The sequence below is a fragment of the Microbacterium sp. C23T genome (genome assembly GCF_053345975.1).
The window spans coordinates 60,561-83,978 of record NZ_JBKFBD010000014.1 but is presented as its reverse complement, the minus strand read 5'-3'; the positions used below and the strand labels follow the sequence as shown (position 1 = coordinate 83,978).

The 23,418-nt window shown below is 70.9% G+C and carries 27 protein-coding genes; 20 read left to right on the top strand and 7 right to left on the bottom strand.

Going from position 1 to position 23,418, the window contains the following annotated elements:
* The first annotated feature begins 29 nt into the window (after nt 1-29).
* The 9 genes from ACLBXX_RS09790 to pucL all read left to right on the top strand — a co-directional run bounded on the left by ACLBXX_RS09790 (nt 30) and on the right by pucL (nt 7,797).
* Nucleotides 30-986 carry a DMT family transporter gene (locus tag ACLBXX_RS09790; RefSeq protein ID WP_447657875.1) on the top strand — a complete coding sequence of 319 codons (957 nt, stop codon included), beginning with the start codon at nt 30-32 and terminating at the stop codon, nt 984-986.
* A gap of 141 nt (nt 987-1,127) precedes the next feature.
* Nucleotides 1,128-2,390: a DUF6986 family protein gene (locus ACLBXX_RS09785; RefSeq protein ID WP_447657894.1), complete on the top strand. Its 1,263-nt coding sequence runs from the start codon at nt 1,128-1,130 to the stop codon at nt 2,388-2,390.
* Nucleotides 2,387-3,199 (top strand): bifunctional allantoicase/(S)-ureidoglycine aminohydrolase, encoded by an 813-nt coding sequence (locus ACLBXX_RS09780; RefSeq protein WP_447657874.1) that lies wholly within the window; start codon nt 2,387-2,389, stop codon nt 3,197-3,199. Before ACLBXX_RS09785 ends, ACLBXX_RS09780 begins: the two co-directional genes overlap by 4 nt.
* Nucleotides 3,200-3,212: 13 nt before the next feature.
* Entirely contained in the window at nt 3,213-4,562 is a 1,350-nt protein-coding gene (gene allB, locus ACLBXX_RS09775; protein ID WP_447657873.1) for an allantoinase AllB, read from the top strand.
* A 57-nt stretch (nt 4,563-4,619) separates the two neighbouring features.
* Nucleotides 4,620-5,534, top strand: a complete 915-nt coding sequence (locus ACLBXX_RS09770; RefSeq protein ID WP_447657872.1) for an HpcH/HpaI aldolase/citrate lyase family protein — start codon at nt 4,620-4,622, stop codon at nt 5,532-5,534.
* 41 nt (nt 5,535-5,575) lie between these two features.
* The gene (bcp, locus tag ACLBXX_RS09765) at nt 5,576-6,046 is read left to right on the top strand and encodes a thioredoxin-dependent thiol peroxidase (protein WP_447657871.1); all 471 of its coding nucleotides are present in this window, start codon (nt 5,576-5,578) and stop codon (nt 6,044-6,046) included.
* A 29-nt stretch (nt 6,047-6,075) separates the two neighbouring features.
* Nucleotides 6,076-6,573 carry a 2-oxo-4-hydroxy-4-carboxy-5-ureidoimidazoline decarboxylase gene (gene uraD / locus ACLBXX_RS09760; protein ID WP_447657870.1) on the top strand — a complete coding sequence of 166 codons (498 nt, stop codon included), beginning with the start codon at nt 6,076-6,078 and terminating at the stop codon, nt 6,571-6,573.
* A complete protein-coding gene (gene uraH / locus ACLBXX_RS09755; protein ID WP_447657869.1) occupies nt 6,570-6,896 on the top strand; it encodes a hydroxyisourate hydrolase in 327 nt (108 codons plus the stop codon). The genes uraD and uraH overlap by 4 nt, the downstream gene beginning before the upstream one ends.
* A 1-nt stretch (nt 6,897) precedes the next feature.
* A complete protein-coding gene (gene pucL, locus ACLBXX_RS09750; protein WP_447657868.1) occupies nt 6,898-7,797 on the top strand; it encodes a factor-independent urate hydroxylase in 900 nt (299 codons plus the stop codon).
* A 37-nt stretch (nt 7,798-7,834) separates the two neighbouring features.
* On the opposite strand, the gene ACLBXX_RS09745 is transcribed toward pucL, so the two are convergent.
* Both ACLBXX_RS09745 and msrB read right to left on the bottom strand, forming a co-directional pair.
* Nucleotides 7,835-8,380, bottom strand: a complete 546-nt coding sequence (locus tag ACLBXX_RS09745) for a nitroreductase family protein (protein ID WP_447657867.1) — start codon at nt 8,378-8,380, stop codon at nt 7,835-7,837.
* Nucleotides 8,380-8,790 carry a peptide-methionine (R)-S-oxide reductase MsrB gene (msrB, locus tag ACLBXX_RS09740; RefSeq protein ID WP_387147094.1) on the bottom strand — a complete coding sequence of 137 codons (411 nt, stop codon included), beginning with the start codon at nt 8,788-8,790 and terminating at the stop codon, nt 8,380-8,382. Before msrB ends, ACLBXX_RS09745 begins: the two co-directional genes overlap by 1 nt.
* Before the next feature lie 92 nt (nt 8,791-8,882).
* Between msrB and ACLBXX_RS09735 the strand changes: the two genes are divergently transcribed.
* The 5 genes from ACLBXX_RS09735 (at nt 8,883) to groL (ending at nt 12,937) form a co-directional block, all read left to right on the top strand.
* Nucleotides 8,883-9,902 (top strand): DUF2332 family protein, encoded by a 1,020-nt coding sequence (locus ACLBXX_RS09735; RefSeq protein ID WP_447657866.1) that lies wholly within the window; start codon nt 8,883-8,885, stop codon nt 9,900-9,902.
* A 9-nt stretch (nt 9,903-9,911) separates the two neighbouring features.
* The gene (locus ACLBXX_RS09730) at nt 9,912-10,160 is read left to right on the top strand and encodes a DUF3263 domain-containing protein (RefSeq protein ID WP_447657865.1); all 249 of its coding nucleotides are present in this window, start codon (nt 9,912-9,914) and stop codon (nt 10,158-10,160) included.
* A gap of 68 nt (nt 10,161-10,228) precedes the next feature.
* Nucleotides 10,229-10,798, top strand: a complete 570-nt coding sequence (locus tag ACLBXX_RS09725; protein WP_447657864.1) for a LytR C-terminal domain-containing protein — start codon at nt 10,229-10,231, stop codon at nt 10,796-10,798.
* A 130-nt stretch (nt 10,799-10,928) separates the two neighbouring features.
* Entirely contained in the window at nt 10,929-11,129 is a 201-nt protein-coding gene (locus tag ACLBXX_RS09720) for a cold-shock protein (protein WP_045298154.1), read from the top strand.
* A 188-nt stretch (nt 11,130-11,317) separates the two neighbouring features.
* Nucleotides 11,318-12,937 carry a chaperonin GroEL gene (groL, locus tag ACLBXX_RS09715; RefSeq protein WP_387147081.1) on the top strand — a complete coding sequence of 540 codons (1,620 nt, stop codon included), beginning with the start codon at nt 11,318-11,320 and terminating at the stop codon, nt 12,935-12,937.
* A gap of 79 nt (nt 12,938-13,016) precedes the next feature.
* On the opposite strand, the gene ACLBXX_RS09710 is transcribed toward groL, so the two are convergent.
* From ACLBXX_RS09710 to ACLBXX_RS09695, 4 genes are all read right to left on the bottom strand, one after another.
* On the bottom strand, nt 13,017-13,304 hold the full coding sequence (locus ACLBXX_RS09710) for a WXG100 family type VII secretion target (protein WP_447657863.1): 288 nt from the start codon (nt 13,302-13,304) through the stop codon (nt 13,017-13,019).
* 137 nt (nt 13,305-13,441) lie between these two features.
* A complete protein-coding gene (locus ACLBXX_RS09705) occupies nt 13,442-15,130 on the bottom strand; it encodes a sensor histidine kinase (RefSeq protein ID WP_447657862.1) in 1,689 nt (562 codons plus the stop codon).
* Nucleotides 15,131-15,242: 112 nt separating this feature from the next.
* Entirely contained in the window at nt 15,243-15,935 is a 693-nt protein-coding gene (locus ACLBXX_RS09700) for a response regulator transcription factor (protein ID WP_045298162.1), read from the bottom strand.
* Nucleotides 15,936-15,999: 64 nt separating this feature from the next.
* Nucleotides 16,000-16,689: a helix-turn-helix transcriptional regulator gene (locus ACLBXX_RS09695; protein ID WP_447657861.1), complete on the bottom strand. Its 690-nt coding sequence runs from the start codon at nt 16,687-16,689 to the stop codon at nt 16,000-16,002.
* A 102-nt stretch (nt 16,690-16,791) separates the two neighbouring features.
* On the opposite strand from ACLBXX_RS09695, the gene folE reads away from it, so the two are divergent.
* The 5 genes from folE to ACLBXX_RS09670 all read left to right on the top strand — a co-directional run bounded on the left by folE (nt 16,792) and on the right by ACLBXX_RS09670 (nt 20,805).
* The gene (gene folE / locus ACLBXX_RS09690; RefSeq protein WP_447657860.1) at nt 16,792-17,394 is read left to right on the top strand and encodes a GTP cyclohydrolase I; all 603 of its coding nucleotides are present in this window, start codon (nt 16,792-16,794) and stop codon (nt 17,392-17,394) included.
* Nucleotides 17,395-17,422: 28 nt separating this feature from the next.
* The gene (locus ACLBXX_RS09685) at nt 17,423-18,643 is read left to right on the top strand and encodes an NAD(P)/FAD-dependent oxidoreductase (RefSeq protein ID WP_447657859.1); all 1,221 of its coding nucleotides are present in this window, start codon (nt 17,423-17,425) and stop codon (nt 18,641-18,643) included.
* A complete protein-coding gene (gene folP / locus ACLBXX_RS09680; RefSeq protein WP_447657858.1) occupies nt 18,640-19,548 on the top strand; it encodes a dihydropteroate synthase in 909 nt (302 codons plus the stop codon). Before ACLBXX_RS09685 ends, folP begins: the two co-directional genes overlap by 4 nt.
* On the top strand, nt 19,548-20,255 hold the full coding sequence (locus tag ACLBXX_RS09675; protein ID WP_447657857.1) for a pyrimidine reductase family protein: 708 nt from the start codon (nt 19,548-19,550) through the stop codon (nt 20,253-20,255). Before folP ends, ACLBXX_RS09675 begins: the two co-directional genes overlap by 1 nt.
* Before the next feature lie 79 nt (nt 20,256-20,334).
* Nucleotides 20,335-20,805, top strand: a complete 471-nt coding sequence (locus ACLBXX_RS09670; protein WP_447657856.1) for an SRPBCC family protein — start codon at nt 20,335-20,337, stop codon at nt 20,803-20,805.
* A 16-nt stretch (nt 20,806-20,821) separates the two neighbouring features.
* Here the strand turns inward: ACLBXX_RS09670 and ACLBXX_RS09665 are convergent, their stop codons facing one another.
* Nucleotides 20,822-21,370, bottom strand: coding sequence for a TetR/AcrR family transcriptional regulator (locus ACLBXX_RS09665; RefSeq protein WP_447657855.1), 549 nt, complete (start codon nt 21,368-21,370; stop codon nt 20,822-20,824).
* Nucleotides 21,371-21,573: 203 nt separating this feature from the next.
* Here ACLBXX_RS09665 and ACLBXX_RS09660 point away from each other — a divergent pair, with 203 nt between their 5' ends.
* Nucleotides 21,574-23,385: a bifunctional metallophosphatase/5'-nucleotidase gene (locus tag ACLBXX_RS09660; protein ID WP_447657854.1), complete on the top strand. Its 1,812-nt coding sequence runs from the start codon at nt 21,574-21,576 to the stop codon at nt 23,383-23,385.
* The last annotated feature ends 33 nt before the right edge of the window (nt 23,386-23,418 follow it).

Here is a 23,418-nt window from a genome sequence, read left to right as displayed (position 1 = left end):
GCCGGCTCCCGTCGCGCGGGCAGGAGAGGATGGATCGGGTGACCGCACGCCGCCTGCCCGCATGGATCGGCCTGGGCGGCGCCGCACTCATCGGCATCCTCACCGCCGTGCAGGCGCGCATCAACGGCCAGCTCGGCGTCCGCATCGGCGACGGGTTCGCCGCTGCCGTGATCTCGTTCGGCTCGGGGCTGATCGTCCTCGTGGTGCTGTCGGCCGCGCTGCCGCAGGGACGCCGCGGATTCGGCGCGCTGGTGACGGGGCTGCGCGAGCGGAGGATCCCGATCTGGATGCTGTGCGGCGGCGTCGCCGGCGCGCTCTCGGTCGCCACGCAGTCGCTCGCCGTCGGCATCATCGGTGTGGCCCTGTTCACGGTGGGGGTCGTCGCCGGGCAGACGGTGAGCGGGCTGCTGCTGGACCGAGCCGGCGTCGGGCCGGCCGGTGTCGTCGCGGTCACGCCGGCGCGCCTCGTCGGCGGCGCGCTCGCGGTGCTCGCCGCGGCGGTGTCGCTCGCCGGCGGCGTCCACGCGCCCTTGGTGCTCCTGGTGCTGCCGTTCCTCGTCGGCGCGGGCATCGCGTGGCAGTCGGCGGTCAACGGCCGGCTGCGTCAGCGCGTCGGCACGCCGCTGACGGCGACCCTCGTGAACTTCATCGGCGGCACCGCGGTGCTCGGCGTGGCCGAGCTCATCCACACCGCGATCGCGGGGCCCCCGACCTCGTTCCCGTCGGATCCGTGGCTGTACGTCGGCGGGGTCATCGGTGTGACCTACATCTTCCTCGCGGCGGCCCTCGTGCCCTACACCGGCGTCCTGCTGCTCGGCCTCGGCACCGTCGTCGGGCAGGTCGTCACCTCGGTCCTCATCGACGCCCTCTGGCCGACGGAGGCCGCACCGACGGTCGGCGCCTCGCTCCTCATGTCGACGCTGGCGATCCTGTCGGTGGTCGTGGCCGCTGTGCCGTGGAGACGGATGCCGCGCCGCGGCCACTGACGCCGCGCACATCGTCGCCTCACCCCGCGCCGCACCGCGGGGTGGCATGCTGAGACCGTGCCGAAGGGGTCGCAGCCGCACCGCACCCTCCTGTCGCGCGCCGACGACGGCGCACGACCGCCCGATCGTGCGGCGCCCGCGCTGACGCCCCAGGACCTCCTCGGCATCGATCGCCTCCTCGCGCCTACCGACCGGCTCCTCGCGGACGCCTACCCCGGCGACGACGACACCCGCCAGCCTGTGCACACCGTCTACGTGGCCGCCGACCGTTACGCGCCGGGGCTGCCTCGCGAGTGGGGTGCCGCGGCACGCGATGCCGTCGAGGCTCACGGCGGCATGGAGGCCGTCGCCCTCGACCTGGGAGTGCCGGAGGCGTTCTGTGCCGAGGTCGCGGGGCTCGTCACGGCGAAGCTCGCGTCCGAGCCCATCGAGGACCTGCGCCTCGACCTCGAGGACGGGTACGGCGACCGGGGTGACGAGACCGAGGACGCCGACGTCCGACGCGCCGCAGAGCTGCTGCTCGAGGCGGGCGCCGGCGGCGAGGCGCCGCCCTTCTTCGGGATCCGCATCAAGGGCCTCGAGCGGGCGACGCGGGAACGCGGCATCCGGTCTCTCGATCTGTTCCTGGCGACGCTGCTCGCAGCCGGCGATCTGCCGAACGGCCTCCGGCTGACCCTGCCGAAGGTGACGACCGTCGCGCAGGTCGAGGCGATGGCGCGGATCTGCGACCGCCTCGAGCAGCACCACGGGCTCGCGACCGGACGCCTGCGATTCGAGATGCAGGTCGAGACGCCGCAGATCGTGCTCGCCGCGGACGGGACCTCGCCGCTGGCCGCGGCCATCCATGCGGCGGAGGGCCGGGTGAGCGGGCTGCACTACGGCACGTACGACTACAGCGCCGCCCTCGGCATCGCCCCGGCGTACCAATCGATGGATCACCCGGCGGCCGACCATGCCAAGAACGTGATGCAGGTCGCCGCGGCGCAGACCGGGGTGCGGCTGTCAGACGGGTCGACGAACATCCTCCCGGTGGGCGACGCGGACACGGTGCGCGCGGCCTGGCGTCTGAGCGCACGCCTCACCCGCCGTTCGCTGGAGCGGGGCTTCTTCCAGGGCTGGGACCTGCACCCTACGCAGCTGGTGCCGCGGTTCGTCGCCAACGTCCTCTTCTACCGGGAGGGCTTCGCGCCGGCCGTCGCACGCCTTCGCGCCTACGTCGACCGGGTCGAGGGGGGGATCCTCGACGAACCCGCGACCGCCCGCGCGCTCGCGGCGTTCGTGTCCCGCGGCGTCGCCTGCGGGGCTGTCACCGAGGACGAGCTGACGGATGCCGCGGGCCTCGATCTGGCAGCACTCGCCGCGCTCGCACGTCCACTGCACACCACGACCGAGGGGCACGCATGAGCTACTACACGCCGCAGGGCGGCCTGCCGCCGCAGACCGCGCTCCTCACCGATCGCGCCGTGGTGAAGCCCGCGTACACGTTCATCCCGAAGGGCGTGCTGCGCGACATCGTCACGAGCAACCTTCCGGGGTTCACGGACACGCGGTCGTGGATCCTGGCGCGGCCCGTCGCGGGTTCGGCGACGACGTTCGCGCAGCTGATCGTCGAGATCGCACCCGGAGGGGGAGCCGAGCGCCCCGAGCCCGAGAGCGGCGTCGAGGGCGTCGTGTTCGTCACCACAGGCGCGGTCACGCTCGTCCTCGAGGGGGAGCGGCACGTGCTCGACCCGGGCAGTTACGCCTTCGTCGCGCCGGGTGCGGCGTGGTCACTGGCCAACGAGGGCGAGGAACCTGCGACCTTCCACTGGATCCGCAAGGCCTACGAGCCGGTCGATGACGTGCCGGTGCCGGCGTCGTTCGTGACGCGCGACCAGGACGTCGAGCCGCGCGCGATGCCCGACACCGACGGCGCATGGGCGACGACCCGCTTCGTCGACCCCGACGACCTCTCGCACGACATGCACGTCAACATCGTCACCTTCCAGCCCGGCGGGACGATCCCGTTCGCCGAGACGCACGTCATGGAGCACGGGCTCTACGTCCTGCAGGGCAAGGCGGTGTACCGGCTCAACGACGACTGGGTCGAGTGCGAGGCCGGCGATTACATGCTGCTCCGGGCCTTCTGCCCACAGGCCTGCTACGCGGGCGGCCCCGAGCCCTTCCGGTACCTGCTGTACAAGGACGTCAACCGCCAGATCCGGCTCACCTGACGGCGGGGATGTCATGAGCGAACGGATGCTGCGGCACGACCTGGTCGTGCGCGGCCGGCGCGTGCTCATCGACGGCGGATTCGAATCATGCGAGGTCGCGGTCGCGGACGGAGCCATCGTCGCGATCGAGCCGCTCGGCACGGGAATGCGCGGACACGACGAGGTCGAGCTGCAGGACGACGAGACGCTGCTGCCCGGCCTCGTCGACACGCACGTGCACGTCGACGAGCCCGGGCGCACCGAGTGGGAGGGGTTCGCCTCTGCCACGAAGGCTGCAGCGGCCGGCGGCGTCACCACGATCGTCGACATGCCCCTCAACAGCATTCCGCCCACCGTCTCGGTGGAGGCTCTGGAGGTCAAGCGCCAGACCGCGCGCGACCAGGTGTTCGTGGACGTCGGCTTCTGGGGTGGCGCGATCCCCGGCAACACGCGGGAGCTGCGCCCGTTGCACGAGGCCGGGGTGTTCGGGTTCAAGTGCTTCCTGCTGCCCTCGGGCGTGGACGAGTTCCCTCCGCTCGATGCCGCGGAGATGGAGCGCGACATGGCCGAACTCGCCGGGTTCGGCGGGTTGCTCATCGTGCACGCAGAGGATGCGGCGACGATCGAGCACGCCCCACACGCGAACGGGGTGCGATACGACCGATTCCTCGCGTCGCGCCCGCACGCCGCCGAAGACGTCGCGATCGCCGAGGTCATCGACTGCTCCCGCCGCACCGGAGCACGCGCGCACATCCTGCACCTGTCTTCGTCCGACGCGCTCCCGCTCATCGCGGCCGCCAAGCGCGAGGGCGTGCGCCTCACCGTCGAGACCTGCCCGCACTATCTGACCCTGACCGCGGAGGACGTGACGGACGGGGCGACCGCCTTCAAGTGCTGCCCGCCGATCCGCGAGGCGGTCAACCGCGACCGGCTCTGGGAGGGACTGGTCGACGGGACGATCGACAGCATCGTCAGCGACCATTCGCCCGCCACACTCGAGGTCAAAGACCCCGGCGACGGCGACTTCGCCGTCGCGTGGGGCGGCGTCGCGTCACTGCAGCTCGGGCTGCCGGTGGTGTGGTCCGAAGCGCGACGAAGAGGTATCTCCCTGGAGAAGGTGGTGGAATGGATGTCGGCGCGTCCGGCGGCCCTGGCGGGCCTCGCCCGCAAGGGCAGGATCGCGCTCGGCTTCGACGCCGACCTGTCGGTGTTCGCACCCGACGAGGGGTTCGTCGTCGACGTCGCCCAACTGCACCACAAGAATCCCGTCTCGCCGTACGACGGCCGCGCCCTGTCGGGCGTCGTGCGCGAGACCTTCCTGCGGGGCGAGCGGGTGGACTTCGCCGAGCCCCGCGGTCGCCTGCTGCGCCGCGACGCGGCCTGAGCGCCGACAGCGGCCTCCCCGGCCGGGTGAGACGTGACGATACGGAAGAAGAGTGAGATGTCGGCAGATCCCTATGGCAGTGGCGCGGAAGTCCTCGAGGCGGAGGACGGCCTGCGGTCGCTGATCACCACGCGTCCGGCGCACCATCGCGCCGTGGACCCGGCGATCGCGCGGTCGTGGCTGCTCGTCCCGGGGACCCGCCCCGAGTCGTTCGACGACATGGCGGCGTCGCGCGCCGACGCCGTCGTGCTCGACATCGAGGACGCCGTCGACCCGAGCAACAAGCCGCAGGCCCGGCAGGACGTCGCCGACTGGCTGCGTGGCGGCGGTCGCGCCTGGGTGCGCGTCAACGACGCGCTGAGCCCGTTCTGGGCCGACGACCTCGCGACTCTTGCGGGCCTCCCCGGCCTCCTGGGCATCATGCTCGCCAAGACCGAGTCCGCCGACCAGGTGACGAGCTCGTTCGACCGCCTCGGCGGCACGGTGCCTGTCGTGGCGCTCGTCGAGTCGGCGCTGGGCATGGAGGACGCCGCGCACATCGCGCGCGCCCGTGGTGCCTTCCGCCTCGCGTTCGGCAGCGGCGACTTCCGCCGCGACACCGGCATGAGCGCGGACGCCGAGGCGATGGCCTACCCGCGGGCGCGCCTGGTCGTCGCGAGCCGTGTGGGCAACCTGCCCGGGCCCATTGACGGCCCGACCGTGGGCAACAGCATGCCGACGCTGCGCGAGCACTCCGCGATCACGGTGTCGATGGGCATGACCGGCAAGCTCTGCCTCGCCGCCGAGCAGGCTCCCGTCATCAACGAGGTCATCTGCCCCACGCCGAGCGAGGTGCTGTGGGCACTGGACTTCCTCGCCGACTTCGAGGGCCGCGGTCGCGTGATCCGCGACGGCAGCGACTTGCCCCGGCTCGGGCGGGCGCAGAAGATCGAGAAGCTGGCTCTCGCGTTCGGGGTGCACCCGACCTCGTGACCGGCGACGCCGAGCGACGAACCATCGAAGGGACCGACGACATGGCCGACATCCGCCTGAACGAGGGCGACGCGAACCCCGGGTTCGCGCTGCCCGACTCGACCGGCACGGTGGTGCGACCGGAGGACTTCGCCGGCCGCCGTGTCATCGTCTACTTCTACCCGGCCGCGTTCACGCCCGGCTGCACGACCGAGGCGTGCGACTTCCGCGACAACCTCGCCTCGCTGCAGGCGGCGGGCGTCGCCGTCGTCGGGGTCTCGCCCGACTCGGTCGAGCGGCTCGCGGAGTGGGCCGAGGCCGAGCAGCTGCAATTCCCGCTCCTCTCCGACGAGGACCACGCCGTCGCCGAGGCGTGGGGCGCGTGGGGGACCAAGGTCGTGAACGGTGAGGAGCGCGTGGGCCTCATCCGCTCGACTTTCGTGCTGGATGCCGAGGGCACGGTGCAGTCCGCCGAGTACCGGGTCGATCCCAACGGCCACGTGGACCGCCTCCGCGCCCAGCTCGCCGCCTGAGCCCACCCTCACCCAGGCACGCTGCAGCGATGGAGCTGGACGCGTTCAACCGCCTCGACGCCGAAGCCGCGCGAGCCGTGGTGCGCCCGTGCGTCGACCTCGACCGGTGGGTCGATGCCGTCGTCGAAGCGCGCCCCTACGCGACGACGGCGGAGCTCCTCGCGGCGGCCCGCACGAGCGCCCCGCGGTGGACGCCGGCCGAGATCGACGGCGCCCTCGCCCACCACCCCCGCATCGGCGAGCGCGCGAGCGGAGGCGGAGCCGAGGCATCCCTCTCGCGATCCGAACAGGCGGGGATCGGGATGCCGTCCGCCGACGTCGCCGCGGCGCTCGCCGCCGGCAACCGGGCCTACGAGGAGAAGTTCTCGCGGGTCTTCCTCATCCGGGCGGCCGGGCGCAGCGCCGACGAGATCCTCGGTGCGCTGAGCGAGCGGCTGGCCCACACTGAGGAGGAGGAGATCCCGGTCGTGGCGGAGCAGCTGCGGCAGATCGCCGTCCTCCGACTCGAAGGGATCATCGGTTCATGAGCCAGATCACGACGCACGTGCTGGATGCTGCGCTCGGAGGCCCTGCGCGCGGCGTCGGCGTCGTGCTGACCGCGGCCGACGGAGCCGAGATCGCGTCCGGGGTGACAGACGAGAACGGCCGGATCTCGGATCTCGGACCCGAGCGCCTGGACGCCGGCACGTACCGGCTCACGTTCGCGACCGGCGACTTCTTCGCCGCGACGGGGCGCGCGACGTTCTACCCGGTCGTGTCGATCGACGTCGCGGTCGCCGACTCCGCGCAGCACTACCACGTGCCCCTGCTGCTCAGCCCGTTCGCATACTCGACCTATCGGGGGAACTGACATGTCCGAGCCCGCGATCGTCCTCGGCGCGAACCAGTACGGCAAGGCCGAGGTGCGCCTCGTGCGGGTCGACCGGGGCGGTCAGCGGCACACGATCACCGACCTCGACGTGACGTCGCAGCTGCGTGGCGACTTCACCGCCGCCCACATCGAGGGGGATAACGCGCGGATCGTCGCCACCGACACGCAGAAGAACACGGTGTTCGCCTTCGCCCGCGACGGCGTCGGCACGCCCGAGGAGTTCCTGCTGCGGCTCGGACGCCACTTCATCGGGGAGTTCGACGGGGTCACCGGCGGACGCTGGGAGGCCGAGCAGTACACCTGGAACCGCATCCCGGTCGACGGCGAGGGGCACGACCACTCGTTCGTGCGAGGCGGCACCGAGATCCGCACGGCCGTGGTCACGTTCGTCGGACCCGAGGCGACCGTCATCTCGGGGCTGCGCGACCTCGCGGTGCTGAAGTCCGCCGGGTCGGAGTTCCACGGTTTCGTGCGCGACCGGTACACGACGCTCGCCGACACCGACGACCGCATCCTCGCGACGTCCGTCACCGCGAGGTGGCGCTACAACCGCCTCGACGTCGGGTTCGACGAGTCGTTCGCCGAGGTGCGCCGGCTGCTGCTCGAGGCGTTCGCCGAGACGCACTCGCTCGCGCTCCAGCAGACCCTGTACGAGATGGGCCGGCGGGTGCTCGAGGGCCGTACCGAGATCGACGAGATCCGCTTCTCGATGCCGAACCTGCACCATTTCGCGGTGGACCTGACGCCGTTCGGGCTCGACAACCCCAACGAGGTCTTCTATGCCGCCGACCGCCCGTACGGGCTGATCGAGGCGGCGGTGCTCCGCGACGGCGTTCGGGGGAACCACCCCGCATGGCACGGGATCGCCGGTTTCTGCTGACCGCGGACCCACGCGTGCGTCGGTCTGCGGCGCCGAGTCAGCCCTTCGGCATGCGGCTCACGAAGCGGGTGGCGTCGACGCCCTTGCGGCGGGTCGGACGCGACCGCTTCGGCTTGCCGCCGACGTACAGCCAGCCCAGGAGCTCCTCGTTCTTCTTGAGGCCGTGGGCCTTCGCGACGACCTTCGACCGGGTCTGGTCGCCGGCGGTCCGCCAGAAGACGCCCCAGCCGGCCTCGTCGAGCACCAGGCTCAAGACGTGCGCGACGCCGGAGGCGACGGCCTCCTGCTCCCACCGCGGCACCTTGTGCGTCTTGCTGTAGCTCGCCACCACCGCGATGATCAGCGGCGCGCGCATCGGCTTCGAGGACGAGCCCTTGTGCCCCTCGGCCTTGTTGAGCGCCTTGCCCAGACGCTGTCGATCGGCGCCGCGCAGCTCGATGAGCCGCCACGGGTGCAGCGACTTGTGGTCGGCGACGCGCCCGGCGGCGGCGACGAAGTCGAGGAGCTCCTCGTGCGAGGGCGCCTCGTCCGTCACCTTCGACCACGACCGCCGTGCGAGCGCGGCGTCGAGCGCGCCGGACATCACGCCGCGCCCTCGCCGGGCGTGAACTGCAGCGAGATCGAGTTCATGCAGTAGCGGTCGCCGGTCGGGGTGCCGAAGCCGTCGGGGAACACATGGCCCAGGTGCGAGCCGCAGTTCGCGCAGCGCACCTCGGTGCGCACCATGCCGTGGCTGTTGTCCTCGATGAGCTCGACCGCCTCCGGGCGGATCGACTCGTAGAAGCTCGGCCAGCCGCAGTGCGAGTCGAACTTCGTGCCGCTCTGGAACAGCTCAGCCCCGCAGGCCGCGCACGTGTAGAGGCCGGCACGGCTCTCGTCGAGCAGCTCACCGGTCCAGGGCCGCTCGGTCCCCGCCTGGCGCAGCACGGCGTACTGATCGGCGGACAGGTCTTCGCGCCACTGGGCATCGCTCTTGTCGACGGCGTAGGTCATGGTTCCTCCTCTGCCGCGCACGACGGCCACCCTCCATTCAACCCCAGCAGCGGGTGCCCTGGGGCGGCTCGGGGTGGGGGAGGATGTGGGGCGTGGACGAGGCCAGGGGCGAAGAGGTCGACGCCGTCATCGAGCGATACGCGCGCTTCGCGCGCGACGAGGCGCCCGGCCGGTCGGCGCTGTACGCCGAGTGGGCGGACGGCATCGCCTCCGATCCGGCTCTCGCGGCCACCCTCGCGCGCATCCCCGCCACGCGGCGGCAGCCGCCGCTCGTGTTCGCGGTGACCCGCATGCTCGGCGCGCCCGAGGGCGCCTTCCCGGCGTGGGCCGCCTGGCTCGTCGGGCACGGCGACGAGGTCGTGGCCGAGGCATCCGTCCGCCGTCTGCAGACCAACGAGCCGCAGCGGTGCGCGGCCCTCCTCCCGGCCCTCGCGACGGTCGAGGGCCCGATCGCGCTGCTCGAGCTCGGCGCGAGCGGCGGGCTGTGCCTGTACCCCGACCGCTACTCGTATCGCTACCGGGGGAGCGACGGCGTCCTCGCGCTCGATCCCGACGCCGGCACCTCGGAGGTGGTGCTGGAGTGCGAGATCACCGGCGCACCGCCGCTGCGGCTGCCGGAGGTCGTATGGCGCGCCGGGATCGACCTCGAGCCGCTCGACGCCGGTCACGAGGGCGACCGGCGGTTCCTCACGAGCCTCGTGTGGCCGGGGGAGAGCGGAAGGACGGGGCGGATCGCCGCCGCCCTCGACATCGCCGCCGCGGACCCGCCGCATCTGATCGCCGGCGACGCGTCCGACCCGGAGGTGCTGCGCGCGGCCGCCGCGCTCGCGCCCACCGGTGCGACGCTCGTCGTCACGACGCCGGGGGTCCTGCCGCACATCCCGCGTGCCGGACGCGAACGCCTCCTCGACGCCGTGCGCACCCTCGACGCGGTCTGGATCACGATCGACCCTCCCGCGCTGCACGACCGGTGGCGGCCTCCCGTCGACGCCGCGTCGTGGGGCGGCTTCGCGCTCGGCCGGGACGGCGAAGCGCTCGCCGCGGTCGACCCGCTCGGCTCGTTCGTGCACTGGCGCGCGTGGCGCACGGGAGGAACGGATGCCGCGGGCTAGCGTGGAGGCGTGCCTCTGACCGACCGCGACCGCGCCATCCTCGACTTCGAGGCCGAGTGGCGCCGGCACGCGGGTGCCAAGGAGGAGGCGATCCGCTCCGACCTCGGCCTGTCGCCGGCGCGGTACTACCAGCTGCTCGGCCGCCTCATCGACACGACCGACGCGCAGGAGCACGACCCGATGCTCGTGAAGCGGCTCCGCCGGCTGCAAGAGGCCCGTCTGCGCGAGCGCGCCGGCCGCGCCGCCGACGCGCGCTGAGTCGCCGCTCCGCGCCACGCGGGCGGGCCCGCGCAGGACGCCCAGGGTTCGGCAGGTAGCATCGACGGGTGCCGACCACCAGCTACCCCCGGGATCGTTTCGACGATGTGCCGGAGACGGATCGCGTCGGCGCCCACCGGGCCGAGAACCCGCGCATGCGCGGATGGGTCGTCCTGCTGTGGGCCGCACTGGCCACCGTCGTGCTCATCGTCGTGGGCATCTTCGGCACGCTGCTGGCCTCCGGACGCATCGAGCTGGTCCCGACGCCCACCCCGACCGTCGAGCCGGTCCCCGAGGTCACGCCCGTCGTGGACGTGAACTACGACGTCATGATCCTCAACGCGACCCCCGAGCAGGGCCTCGCGACGCAGATGAAGGACGTCGTCGTGGGTGCGGGCTGGACGGACGACAAGGTGACCGCGGGCGAGGCCGGCTCGCAGGACTTCCCGACGACCACCGTCTTCTACGTCGATCCGGCTGACGAAGCCGCGGCCGTGGGCCTCGCCGGCGTCATCGGAGGCGCCGAGATCGAGCAGAGCGAGGCGTACCCCGCGACCACGGAGGGCGTGCCGCAGCTCACGGTCGTGATCGGTCTGGACCGCACCGCTGCGGGACAGACACCGGCCCCTACGCCCTGACCCGCCGAGCGCGTGTTTCGCGCGGGTAAACACTTGTGTGCCTGCATGTCAACAAGTGACGAAACGCGCGGATCCCGCGATTTCGCCTGCATACGATGAAGCCCTGCACCGCCGGCAACAGGAGATACGCATGACCCAGGGCACCGTCAAATGGTTCAACGCCGAGAAGGGATTCGGCTTCATCACCGTCGCCGACGGCCAGGACGTCTTCGTCCACTACTCGAACATCGACATGTCGGGATTCCGCGTGCTGGAGGAAGGGCAGACCGTGGAATTCACGGTCGGCTCCGGCCAGAAGGGGCCGCAGGCCGAGTCCGTGCGCGTCGTCTGAGCGCCCGGCTCAGCGCCCGACGCTGAACCGACACCGGAGACGGGATGCCGAAAGGCGTCCCGTCTCCTTGCGTTTCGGCATCCGTCATCGCGGCTTGCACTCGATAGGGTCGAGTGCCAGAATGATTTAGCACTCGCGTTTGTTGAGTGCTAATACCCCAGCCAACGTTCCGGAGGGACGACACACACATGGCAAAGATCATCGCTTTCGACGAGGAGGCCCGTCGCGGCCTCGAGCGTGGCCTGAACACCCTGGCCGACGCCGTCAAGGTGACGCTCGGCCCGCGCGGTCGCAACGTCGTGCTCGAGAAGAAGTGGGGCGCCCCCACGATCACGAACGACGGTGTCTCGATCGCCAAGGAGATCGAGCTGGACGACCCGTACGAGAAGATCGGCGCGGAGCTCGTCAAGGAGGTCGCCAAGAAGACCGACGACGTCGCCGGTGACGGCACCACCACCGCCACGGTTCTCGCCCAGGCGCTCGTGCGCGAGGGCCTGCGCAACGTCGCGGCCGGCGCCGACCCTATCTCGCTCAAGAAGGGCATCGAGAAGGCTGTCGCGGCCATCACCGCTGAGCTGCTCGAGTCGGCCAAGGAGGTCGAGTCCAAGGACCAGATCGCCGCGACCGCGTCCATCTCGGCCGCTGACCCGGAGATCGGCCAGCTCATCGCCGAGGCGATCGACAAGGTCGGCAAGGAGGGCGTCGTCACCGTCGAGGAGTCGCAGACCTTCGGCACCGAGCTCGAGCTCACCGAGGGCATGCGCTTCGACAAGGGTTACATCAACCCCTACTTCGTCACGGACCCGGAGCGCCAGGAGGCGGTCTTCGAGGACCCGTACATCCTCATCGCGAACCAGAAGATCTCGAACATCAAGGACCTTCTGCCCGTCGTCGACAAGGTGATCCAGGACGGCAAGGAGCTCGTCATCATCGCCGAGGACGTCGAGGGTGAGGCTCTCGCGACCCTCGTGCTCAACAAGATCCGCGGCATCTTCAAGTCGGTCGCCGTCAAGGCTCCCGGCTTCGGCGACCGTCGCAAGGCGCAGCTGCAGGACATCGCGATCCTCACCGGCGGCCAGGTCATCACCGAGGAGGTCGGTCTCAAGCTCGAGAACGCCACCCTCGACCTGCTCGGCCGTGCGCGCAAGGTCATCGTCACCAAGGACGAGACCACGATCGTCGAGGGTGCCGGCGAGGCGGGCCAGATCGAGGGTCGCGTGACCCAGATCCGCCGCGAGATCGACAACACCGACAGCGACTACGACCGCGAGAAGCTCCAGGAGCGCCTCGCCAAGCTCGCCGGCGGCGTCGCCGTCATCAAGGCGGGCGCGGCCACCGAGGTCGAGCTCAAGGAGCGCAAGCACCGCATCGAGGACGCCGTCCGCAACGCGAAGGCTGCTGTCGAGGAGGGCATCGTCGCCGGTGGTGGCGTCGCGCTCATCCAGTCGGGCCGCAAGGCTCTCGACTCGCTCGAGCTCTCGGGTGACGAGGCGACCGGTGCCAACATCGTGCGCGTCGCGATCGAGGCTCCGCTGAAGCAGATCGCCCTCAACGCCGGTCTCGAGCCGGGCGTCGTGGCGAACAAGGTCTCGGAGCTCCCGCTGGGCCACGGCCTCAACGCGGCCACGGGCGAGTACGGTGACCTGTTCCAGCAGGGCATCATCGACCCCGCCAAGGTGACCCGTTCGGCGCTGCAGAACGCCGCGTCGATCGCCGGCCTGTTCCTCACGACCGAGGCCGTCGTCGCCGACAAGCCCGAGAAGGCCGCCGCTCCCGTCGGCGACCCGACCGGTGGCATGGACTTCTGATCCAGAACTCCACGACCGCGTAACGCGTTCACAGAACGGCCCCTCCTCGCGGAGGGGCCGTTCTGCGTTCCGGTGGGGGTCAGCGGAACAGGCTCGTGGTGGAGAGCTCGGTGTCGGCGTACTGGCGGCCGGCCGCCGCGAGCGCGGCGTTGATGCTGGTCAGCGACTCCTCGACCTGACGCTGCGTCGCGCGCCACTGCTCCACCACTCCGGCGAAGGCGGCCGAGGCCGACCCGGTCCACGAGGACTGCAGCTGCGTGAGCTGCGCGAGCATCGCGTTCGACTCCGCCTGCAGCCGGTCGATCGTGCCGCGCACCGTGGCGGTCGAGGTGAGGATGCTGTCGCTGTCGACGGTGAAGACGGCCATTCGGGGCTCCTGATCAACGTGCGGCGGCCGGATGCCGAACCGCGGTGAGGCCAGGCTAGGCGTCCGACGAGGCGGGCCGAGGCGTCCGTCGTCAGTTGTGCACGATGCGTCGGGGGCGGCGGCTGGGGAGGAGACGCTCACTCGGAAGCGTCGGCGAGCCTCGCCATCGGCTGGGTCGCGAGGTCGACGTGCTCGGCAGCGTCGCGCGCGTCGGCGAGCGGGAACGCCACGCGGAACGTCGCACCGCCGCCCGGCGTGTCGACGACCCCGACCGAACCGTGCAGCGCCTCGACGATCGACGCGACGATCGACAGGCCCAGACCCGACCCGCCGGTCTCACGTGTGCGCGACGTGTCGGCCCGCCAGAAGCGCTGGAAGATCTTGTCCTTGATCTGGTCGGGCACGCCCTCGCCGTGGTCGATCACCTCGATCCACCCCATGCGGTCGCGCACGTCGACGCCGATGCGCAGCTCGACGGGGGACTCGTCCGACGAGTACCGCCGCGCGTTCCCCAGCAGGTTCGTCACGACCTGACGGATGCGATTCTCGTCGCCGAGCACCACCGGCAGGAGTCCGTCGGCGGCCGGCTCCGGCTCGGCGTCGGGAAGGATCGTCGGCAGCGCCGCACTCGCCGCGGCGCCCGCCGCGGGCACCGGCTTCGGGCGGCGGCGCAGCAGCGACAGCGTCGCGCCTGCACGCGAGATGGCGGATGGCCCGCCGGCACGGCGCTTCGTCTCGGGCGGGACGGATGCCTCGTCCTCGGGCGGCAGTGCGGGCTCGCCGATCGTGGTGTCGATGACGGTGACCGGGCGCATCGGCGAGGCGGCGCGCACGTCGAGGGCGGCGTCCCGGGCGATGGGGCGCAGGTCGACGGGGCCGATCACGACGTCGCGGCGCTCGTCGAGCCGGGCGAGCGCGAGCAGGTCCTCGACCAGGACGCCCATGCGGATCGCCTCCTTCTCGATGCGCTCCATCGACTGGGCGATGTCTTCGTCGCCGCGGATGGCCCCCATGCGGTACAGCTCGGCGTAGCCCCGCACCGTGACCAGCGGGGTGCGCAGCTCGTGGCTTGCGTCGCCGACGAACCGCCGCATCTGGCGCACCGTCGAGTCGCGCTGCGAGAGCGCCGCGTCGACGCGGTCGAGCATCGCGTTGATCGCGGTCTTGAGGCGGCCGACCTCGGTCGTCGTCGGCTCGATGTCGGTCATGCGCAGGCTGAAGTCGCCGCCCGCGATGGCGTCGGCGGTCGACTCGACCTGGCCGAGGCTGCGGAAGGTGAGGGTGACGAGGAAGCGCGTCGCCACGGCGCCGGCGATGAGGACCACGAGCGCGAGGATCGAGTAGATGCCGATGTACTGCGCGATCGTGCGGTTCACGCTCGCCAGGGGAAGGGCGACGAGTTGGGGGTAGAGGATGCCGGTGTCCTCGGACGGCTGGGTCGAGACGGTGGCGAGGAACTCCGCTTCGCCGTCTTTCGACATGAGCTGGGTGATCTGCAGCTCCTTGGTGACCGCCTGCTCCGGTGTCAGCGTGAGGGGCACGTCGGGCGATGGGCCGCCGCGTCCGCCGACCAGCGCGAGGAGGTTGTCCTGCGGCGTCGTCGGCTCGTAGACGGCGACGAAGTAGTCGACGTCGGCGGTGCCCTCCTTCTTCTCCACGTCGAGGCGCCCATCGACGGAGGAGAACTCGAGCAGCGGAGCCCCCGCTTCGGTGCGGGCGAGGGCGACGAGCTGGGTCTCGACGCCGTCGATCAGCGAGTTGCGCAGGAAGAGCGCGGTGCCGACGCCGGCGGCGATGAGTCCGATCCCGAGGAGCGCGACGGTCACCCCGGTGACCTTCGCGCGCAGACTCGTGCCGCGCCACCACCGGGTGATCGCGTCGGGCTTGTGCGCCAGATCGTCCCCCTCGCTTGCTGCCGCGCCGGGCGGCGCTTCCAGGCTAAGCGGTCTTGCCGGCCTTCAGCATGTAGCCGAAGCCGCGCTTGGTCTGGATGAGCGGCTCGGACGAGTGCGGGTCGATCTTGCGGCGCAGGTACGAGATGTAGCTCTCGACGATGCCGGCGTCGCCGTTGAAGTCGTACTCCCAGACGTGGTCGAGGATCTGGGCCTTCGACAGCACGCGGTTGGGGTTGAGCATGAGGTAGCGCAGGAGCTTGAACTCGGTGGGGCTGAGGTCGATGGACGCGTCGCCCACCTGCACGTCGTGGGTGTCCTGGTCCATCGTGATCTCGCCGGCACGGATCACGGACTCCTCGTCGGCCTGCATCGTGCGGCGCAGGATCGCCTGGATGCGGGCGACGATCTCGTCGAGGCTGAAGGGTTTGGTGACGTAGTCGTCGCCGCCGGCGTTGAGGCCGGTGATCTTGTCTTCGGTCTCGTCCTTGGCGGTGAGGAAGAGGATCGGCGCGGTGTAGCCGGCGCCGCGGAGGCGCTTGGTGACGCTGAACCCGTTCATGTCGGGCAGCATCACGTCGAGGATGATGAGATCCGGCTCCTCCTCGAGCACCGCCGAGATCGTCTGGGCGCCGTTCGAGACGGCCCGTACCTGGAATCCGGCGAATCGCAGGCTCGTGATCAGCAGGTCGCGGATGTTCGGTTCGTCGTCCACGACGAGGATGCGCGGTGCGGTCATGCCCTCATTATGTCGGCGGAACCGATGCGGCGTCTGGATATCCGGCGACGCGGCCGAGAATCCGTCAGCGGGCGCTGTCCCGGATCTCGACGCAGCAACGGCCCGCCGTGGGCGCGAGCACGGGCGTCCGCTCGTCGCCGGTGGCGGTCGTGAGGCCCCGCACCAGCTCGAGGTTCGCCCCGCAGATGAGGGCGGTGTGCCGGGTCGCGAGGGCGTGGAAGGGGCAGTTCTCGAGCACCAGATCGGTGGATGCTGCGTCCTCCGCGCCGTCCGAAGGGAGCGTGTCCTTCGCGCGTGGCGCGTAGCCGCACAGGGTCAGCGCCGCCTCGAGGTCGGCGCACCCGGCGCCGATCGCAGCGCCTGCGGCGAATGCCCCGGCGTCGAGCGCATCGCGCACCGGCACCCCTCGTTCGTCGGCCTCCGCCGCCGCGGCGGCGAGCAGCTCCCCGGCGAGCTCGTAGTGGCGTTCCGGGATGGTGGCGGCGAGCTCGGCGTCGGCGGCGCGGTAGAGCTTCGCCGGGCGCCCCGCGCCCGGGCCCGTGCGACCGGAACGCCTCTCGTACGAGACCGTCAGGAGGCCGGCCTCCGCCAGCCGGTCGAGGTTCACCGCCGCCGTGCTCCGCGGCATCCCGAGCGCGGCCGCAGCCTCGTCGCGGCCGATCGGACGCTCGGTCGCGAGGCGGTACAGCTCGCGGCGCTGCGGGTCGGCGAGTGCCGCGACCGCCTCGGCGCGGTTGGGGGTGAGGATGCTCACGGCGTGAGTCTACCTCTAAAACCAGGAATCTTGACAAAAGAATCCGAGAGTTCTAGCGTCGGGGTCAGACGAGCCGATCGTGCTCAACACGAAGGAGTGGGGATGATGTCGACCCCGGCGCACGCGACGGCGCTGCACGCCCTGCCCGACGAGGCTCCGATCGATCGTGACGCGGCGATGGTCGCCGTCGGCGATCTGCTGGCGGCACTCGGCTTCGATCCGGACGAGGGCGACCTCGTCGAGACTCCCCGGCGCGTCGCCGACGCGTTCATCGAGATGATCACGCCCGAGCCGTTCGAGATGACCACTTTCGCGAACGACGACGCGTACGACGAGCCGGTCGTCGTGCGCGGCATCCCGTTCGTGTCGCTCTGCCGGCATCATCTGCTGCCGTTCCGCGGCACGGCCACCGTGGGCTATGTGCCCGGCGATCGCCTGGTGGGGCTCTCGAAGCTCGCGCGCGTCGTTGCCCACCACGCACGCGGGCTGCAGGTGCAGGAGGCCCTCACGGTGCAGATCGCGCGCACGCTCGAGACCGCGCTGGAGCCCCGCGGGGTCGGCGTCGTCGTCGAGGCGGAGCACCTGTGCATGTCGGCGCGAGGCGTCCGCACCGAGACCGCCCTCACCACGACCACGGCTTTCCGCGGCGCGCTCGCCACCGACCTGGCGCTGCAGGCGCGATTCATCGGAGCGTGCCCCGTCTGACGCGCCGACACAGGCGAGAGGAGTCGTCATGAGCCACATGCTGATCATCGGGGGAGGCCTCGCCGGCGGAACGGCCGCCGAGGCGCTGCGAGACGAGGGGTTCGACGGCGACATCACCGTCGTCGCCGCCGAGGCGCATCCGCCGTACCAGCGACCCCCGCTCTCGAAGGGGTATCTCGCGGGCGGCGAAGGACTGGACGCCGTCATCCTGCATGCCACCGAGTGGTACGAGGAGCGCGGGATCCGCCTGATCACCGGCGTCGCCGTCACCTCGCTCGAGCCCGCCGCGCACGCGGTGGAGCTCGAGGACGGCGAGAGGCTGACGTACGACGCGGTGCTGCTCGCGACGGGCGCGACACCGCGGATGATCCCGCTGCCAGGACACGACCTGCCCGGAGTCACGACGCTGCGGCGCCTGGACGATTCCGACGAGCTCAGGGCGCAGCTGGGCGAAGGCGGCAGACGACTCGTGGTGATCGGCGCGGGCTGGATCGGCATGGAGGTCGCCGCGACGGCCCGCGGCTTCGGCAACGAGGTCGCGATCCTCGAGCGCGACGCGGTGCCGCTCGCGATGGCGCTCGGCGCCGAGATGGGGGAGGTCTTCCGCGCGCTCCATCTCGAGCACGGTGTCGACCTGCGCACGTCGGTCGGCGTGGATCGCATCGTCGGCGACGGGCGCGCGGAGGGTGTCGTCGTCGACGACGAGACCCTTCCCGCAGACCTCGTGCTCGTCGGCGTCGGGGCGTCCCCGAACACGGCGCTCGCCGAGGAGGCGGGGCTCGACATCCTGAACGGGGTCCTGACCGACGAGGCGCTGCGCACGAGCGCGCCCGACGTGTTCGCCGCAGGAGACATCGCCAACGCCTTCCACCCGGTGCTGCAGCGGCATCTGCGTAGCGAGCACTGGGCGAATGCGCTGAACGCCGGCAAGGTCGTGGCGCGGTCGATGCTCGGGAAGCCGGCATCCTTCGACGACATCCCGTACTTCTACACGGACCAGTACGACCTCGGCATGGAGCTCTCGGGGTACGCGCCCCTGATGACGGATGCCGAGGTCGTGGTGCGCGGCGATCTCGACGCGCGCGAGTTCATCGCCTTCTGGACGGATGACGGCCGTATCGTCGCGGGCATGAACGTCAACGTGTGGGACGTGAACGACAAGGTGCAGGACCTCATCCGGTCCGGCGCGCGGATCGACCCCGACCGTCTTCGTGACCCCGATGTGCCGCTGGAGGACCTGATCCCGTGACGCTCGCCCCCGACACCGCCTCGGCCCTGCTCGCTCCGGTGCTCGACCTGCCGGGCGGTGCGCTCGACCTGTCGCGGCACATCGCGGTGATGGCGATCGTGAACCGCACGCCGGACTCCTTCTACGACCGCGGGGCGACGTTCGCACTCGACGCCGCGGTGTCGGCGGGCTTCGCCGCCGTGGAGGCCGGCGCCGAGATCGTGGACGTCGGAGGCGTGAAGTTCGCGCCCGGTCCGCCGGTGCCGGTCGACGAGGAGATCGCGCGCGTCGTGCCCGTCGTGCGCGAGCTGGCGCCGGTCGCACGCGTCAGCGTCGACACGTTCCACCCCGAGGTCGCGCGGGCGGCGATCGACGCGGGCGCCGCGATCATCAACGACACGACCGGCCTGCATGATCCGGCGATGGCCGAGGTGGTCGCACGAGGCGGGGCCGGGGTGGTGATCGCCCACAGTCTCGCGGCGCCGCGCACGCAGCATCCGCTCCCGCACTACGACGACGTGATCGGCGACATCGCCGAGTTCCTCGTCGCGCGCCGCGAGCTGGCGCGGGAGCACGGCGTTCCCGACTCGCGCATCGTGCTCGACCCCGGCCATGACCTCAACAAGAACACGCGGCAGACCCTGGAGCTCACCCGGCGACTGGGCGAGCTCGCCGGGCTCGGCGCGCCGCTCCTGGTGGCGCTCTCGAACAAGGACTTCGTCGGCGAAGCGCTCGACCGCGAGAAGGGGGACCGCCTTCCCGGGTCCCTGGCCGCTGCCGTGTTCTGCGCGCTGAGCGGCGCGCGCATCGTGCGTGCCCACAACGTGCGCGAGACCGTCGATGCGATGCGCATGGTGGAGGCGATCCTCGGCTGGCGCAGGCCCGCCTACGAGCTGCACAACACTCGACCCGAGGGGAACGACTGATGCCCACGCGCTCCGAACTCTTCGACGCCTATGCGCTCCGAGGCCGCGACGGCACGCGTGTGCGCATGAACTTCGTCTCGAGTGCCGACGGAGCCGTCACCCTCGATGGACGCAGCGGCGCGCTCGGCGGCGACACCGACCGCGAACTCATGCAGGTCCTGCGCGCGATGGCCGACGTCGTGCTGGTCGGTGCCGGCACCGTGCGTGCCGAAGGCTACGGCGGGCTGAAGGTCGATCAGGAGGACGTCGAGTGGAGGCGCGCCCGCGGGCTCGACGACCAGCCCGCGCTCGCCGTGGTGAGCGGCGGCCTGCACCTCGATCCGGCCGACACGGTCTTCGCCGAGGCGGTGCGGCGCCCGGTGATCGTGACGACGGATGCCGCGGCCGCCGCAGACGGCGGGCGCTTCGAGTGGGTGGCATCGGTGATGGCGTGTGGGGAGGCCGACGTCGATCTCGCCGCGATGCTCGACGCGTTCGCGCGGCGAGGGTGGACGCAGGTGCTCTGCGAGGGCGGTCCGCACCTCTTCGGGGCGCTGCTGGAGGCCGACCTCGTCGATGAGGTGTGCGTCACGCTCGCGCCGCGGTTCGTCGGCGGACAGGCCGGGCGCATCGTGCAGGCCGCCGCCGAGGCGGACCGGCGGTTCGCCCTCGAGGGCGTCGTGACCGACGACGAGGGCTTCGTCTTCCTGCGGTACGCGCTGGCCTGACTCCCCGGCCTACTACATACCTAGTGCCGGTAGCACTATAAGCGTAGTATGACGCTCACTCTAGGAGAGGAGAGTCATCATGAGCCTCACCGAATCGCGCGAAGAGCTGCGTTTTCAGCTGCGACGTGAACTGCACGCCACGGAAGAGGCCGTCTTCGACGCGCTCGTGAATCCCGAGAAGCAGAAGGTATGGCTGTCGCCGCCGGGTGCCGGCGCCGTCGAGACGACCGTCGACCTGCGCATCGGGGGTGCGTGGGAGGCCCGCTTCCGTCCGGATCACCTGACCGAGGTGCACGACGTGCAGACGTACCTCGTGGTCGATCGCCCGCATCGCCTCGTCACCGATCTGGTCTCCGAGTCGGCGCGGGGCGGACGGGCGATGCCGACACTGCACTCGCGTGTCGACATCACGCTCGAGCCCACGGTGTGGGGCACGCTCATGACGGTCGAGCAGACCGGCTTCCCGAGTGTCGAGGTGCGCGACTTCTTCGAGGCCGTCGTGTGGCCGGGCGGGTTCGACCGCATCGAGTCCTGCCTCACCGGGCGCTGAACGCCGGTACCGGTGATCAGTCCAGTGCCGCGCGGACCGCGCGCTCGACGACGGGCCGGATCTCGGCGTCCGGGTCCACGGTCACGCGATGGAGCACCAGCCCATCGCCCGCGGCCATGAGCGCGCGGACGGCCTCATCGGGCGAACGGGCCCCGATGCGCGCCAGAAGCGCGGTGGTCCACTCGACGAAGATCCGGCGCTGGGCGAGAAGCGGTTCCAGCAGATCGGGGTCGCCGGCACCCTCGAGGAAGAGCGCGTAGCGGGCTCTCGTGCGCGAAGCGCGTGGCCCGGTCTGAAATGCGATCGTGCTGCTGAGTGCGTCGATGAACTGCTCGGGCGTCTCGACAAGAGGCGCTTCGGCCGCCGCGAACTCGGCTCGCTCGGTTTCGGCGAGCCAGGCCACGACGCCGGCGACGAGCGCGTCGCGCGTGCGGAACCAGTTCGAGGTCGACCCCTTCGGCAGCCCGGCGCGTTCGTCGACCCTGGCGTGGGTCAGCGCCCGGATGCCCTGCTCGCCCACGAGCTCGAGCGCCGCGTCGAGCGCACGATCGCGGGTGGATGCCATGTCCACGACACTAGGCGCAACACCTCCTACTGCAGAAGTAGTAGCACCCGTCGTCGCCTCGTCGTTCCGGTTTCATGAAGTTCGCCGATCGCCCCTGTCGAATCCGCGGGGCCTGTATTAGGTTTCTCGTGATCGCGCCCACGAGGACGCGTGCATCTCGGCGGGCAGAGCCGCCCGCCAGAAAACGGGAGGGTTCTGTGCACATGCGCAAGACAACGACGGCCCGGCTTGCGGGAGGCGCGGTCATCACCGCCACCGCGGTCGCGCTCGCCTTGATCGGATCGGGGGCCGCGACAGCGGCACCGCCGACGGGGCCCAACAACGGCGGCAACACGCCGAACGGCCCGACGCTCGACATCCAGCTGCTGTCGTTCAACGATTTCCACGGCAATCTCGAGCCGCCCACCGGTTCCAGCGGCCGCCTCAACCTTCCGGGAGGGGGCACGACGGACAGTCTCACTCCTCCCGGAGTCGGCGGTGTCGAATACCTCGCGACCCACCTCGCGCAGGCGCGCGAGGGTCACCGGTACTCGCTCACCGTCGCTGCCGGTGACCTGATCGGCGCATCCCCGCTGCTGTCCGGTGCCTTCCATGACGAGCCGTCGATCGAGGCGCTGAATGCGCTCCACCTCGACGTCTCGGCGGTCGGCAACCACGAGTTCGACGAGGGCTACGTCGAGCTGCAGCGCATGGCGGACGGCGGATGCCTCGACGACGGCGACGGCGAGAACAACCAGAACTCGTGCCCGACCGGCAGCTTCGCCGGCGCCGACTTCGATTACCTCGCCGCGAACGTCGTGTACGAGGGCACGAACGACACGATCCTCCCCGCCTACGCGATCAAGAACATCAAGGGCGCCAAGATCGGCTTCATCGGCATGACGCTCGAGGACACGCCCGACATCGTGACCGCGTCCGGCATCGCGGGCCTTGATTTCAAGGACGAGGTCGAGACGGCGAACGCGCTCGTCCCCGTGCTCAAGGCGAAGGGCGTGAATGCGATCGTGGTGCTCATCCACCAGGGCGGGACGCCGCCGTCGAGCGCCGCGTACAACGCGGCATGCGGCAACGGCGCGGAGATCGCGGCCGACAGCCCGATCATCCCGATCGCGCAGAACCTCGACCCCGCGATCGACCTGATCGTCTCGGGACACACGCACCAGCCGTACGTGTGCAACATCAAGGACCCCGCGGGCAACGACCGTCTGGTCACGTCGGCCTCGTCGTTCGGCCGCTTGTACACCGAGACGAACCTGACGTACGACAAGCGGACCCAGGACATCGTGCGCACCTCGATCACGAGCGCGAACATGCTGGTGACCCGTAACGTGCCGAAGGATCCGACCGAGACGGCGCTGATCGCCAAGTACCAGGCGCTCGTGGCACCCATCGCGAGCAAGATCGTCGGCCAGATCTCCACGACCGTGACGCGGACGCAGAACGCCGCCGGAGAGTCCCCGCTGGGCGATCTGATCGCCGACGCACAGCTGGCCGATCCGAGCGTCGTCGGACCGTACTCCGCCCCTGTCATCGCACTGATGAACCCGGGCGGGATTCGGGCGGATCTGCCGTTCTCGTCGCCGACGTCGCCCTACGGCGAACCGGACGGCGCGATCACGTTCGCTGAGGCGTTCACGGTGCAGCCGTTCAACAACTACCTGGTCTCGCTCGACCTGACGGGCGCGCAGATCAAGCAGCTGCTGAACCAGCAGTGGAGCGGGGTGAACGCGGGCACGGCCCGGAAGATCCTGCAGGTGAGCGACGGCTTCTCGTACACGTACTCGGGCACTACGCTGCAGTCCGTCACGCTCAACGGGCAGCCGCTCGTCGACACGACGACCTACCGCGTCGTGACGAACAACTTCCTCGCCGGCGGCGGGGACGGCTTCCCGACGTTCCTCGAGGCGGGGAACGTGTACTACGGCGGGCTCGACATCGACGCGTTCTCCGCGTACCTGACGGCGAACAGCCCGTACACGCCGGGACCGCTCGACCGCATCATCGGGGCTCCGTAACCCCGACCACAGGAGAGCCCGGCGCTGACTCGG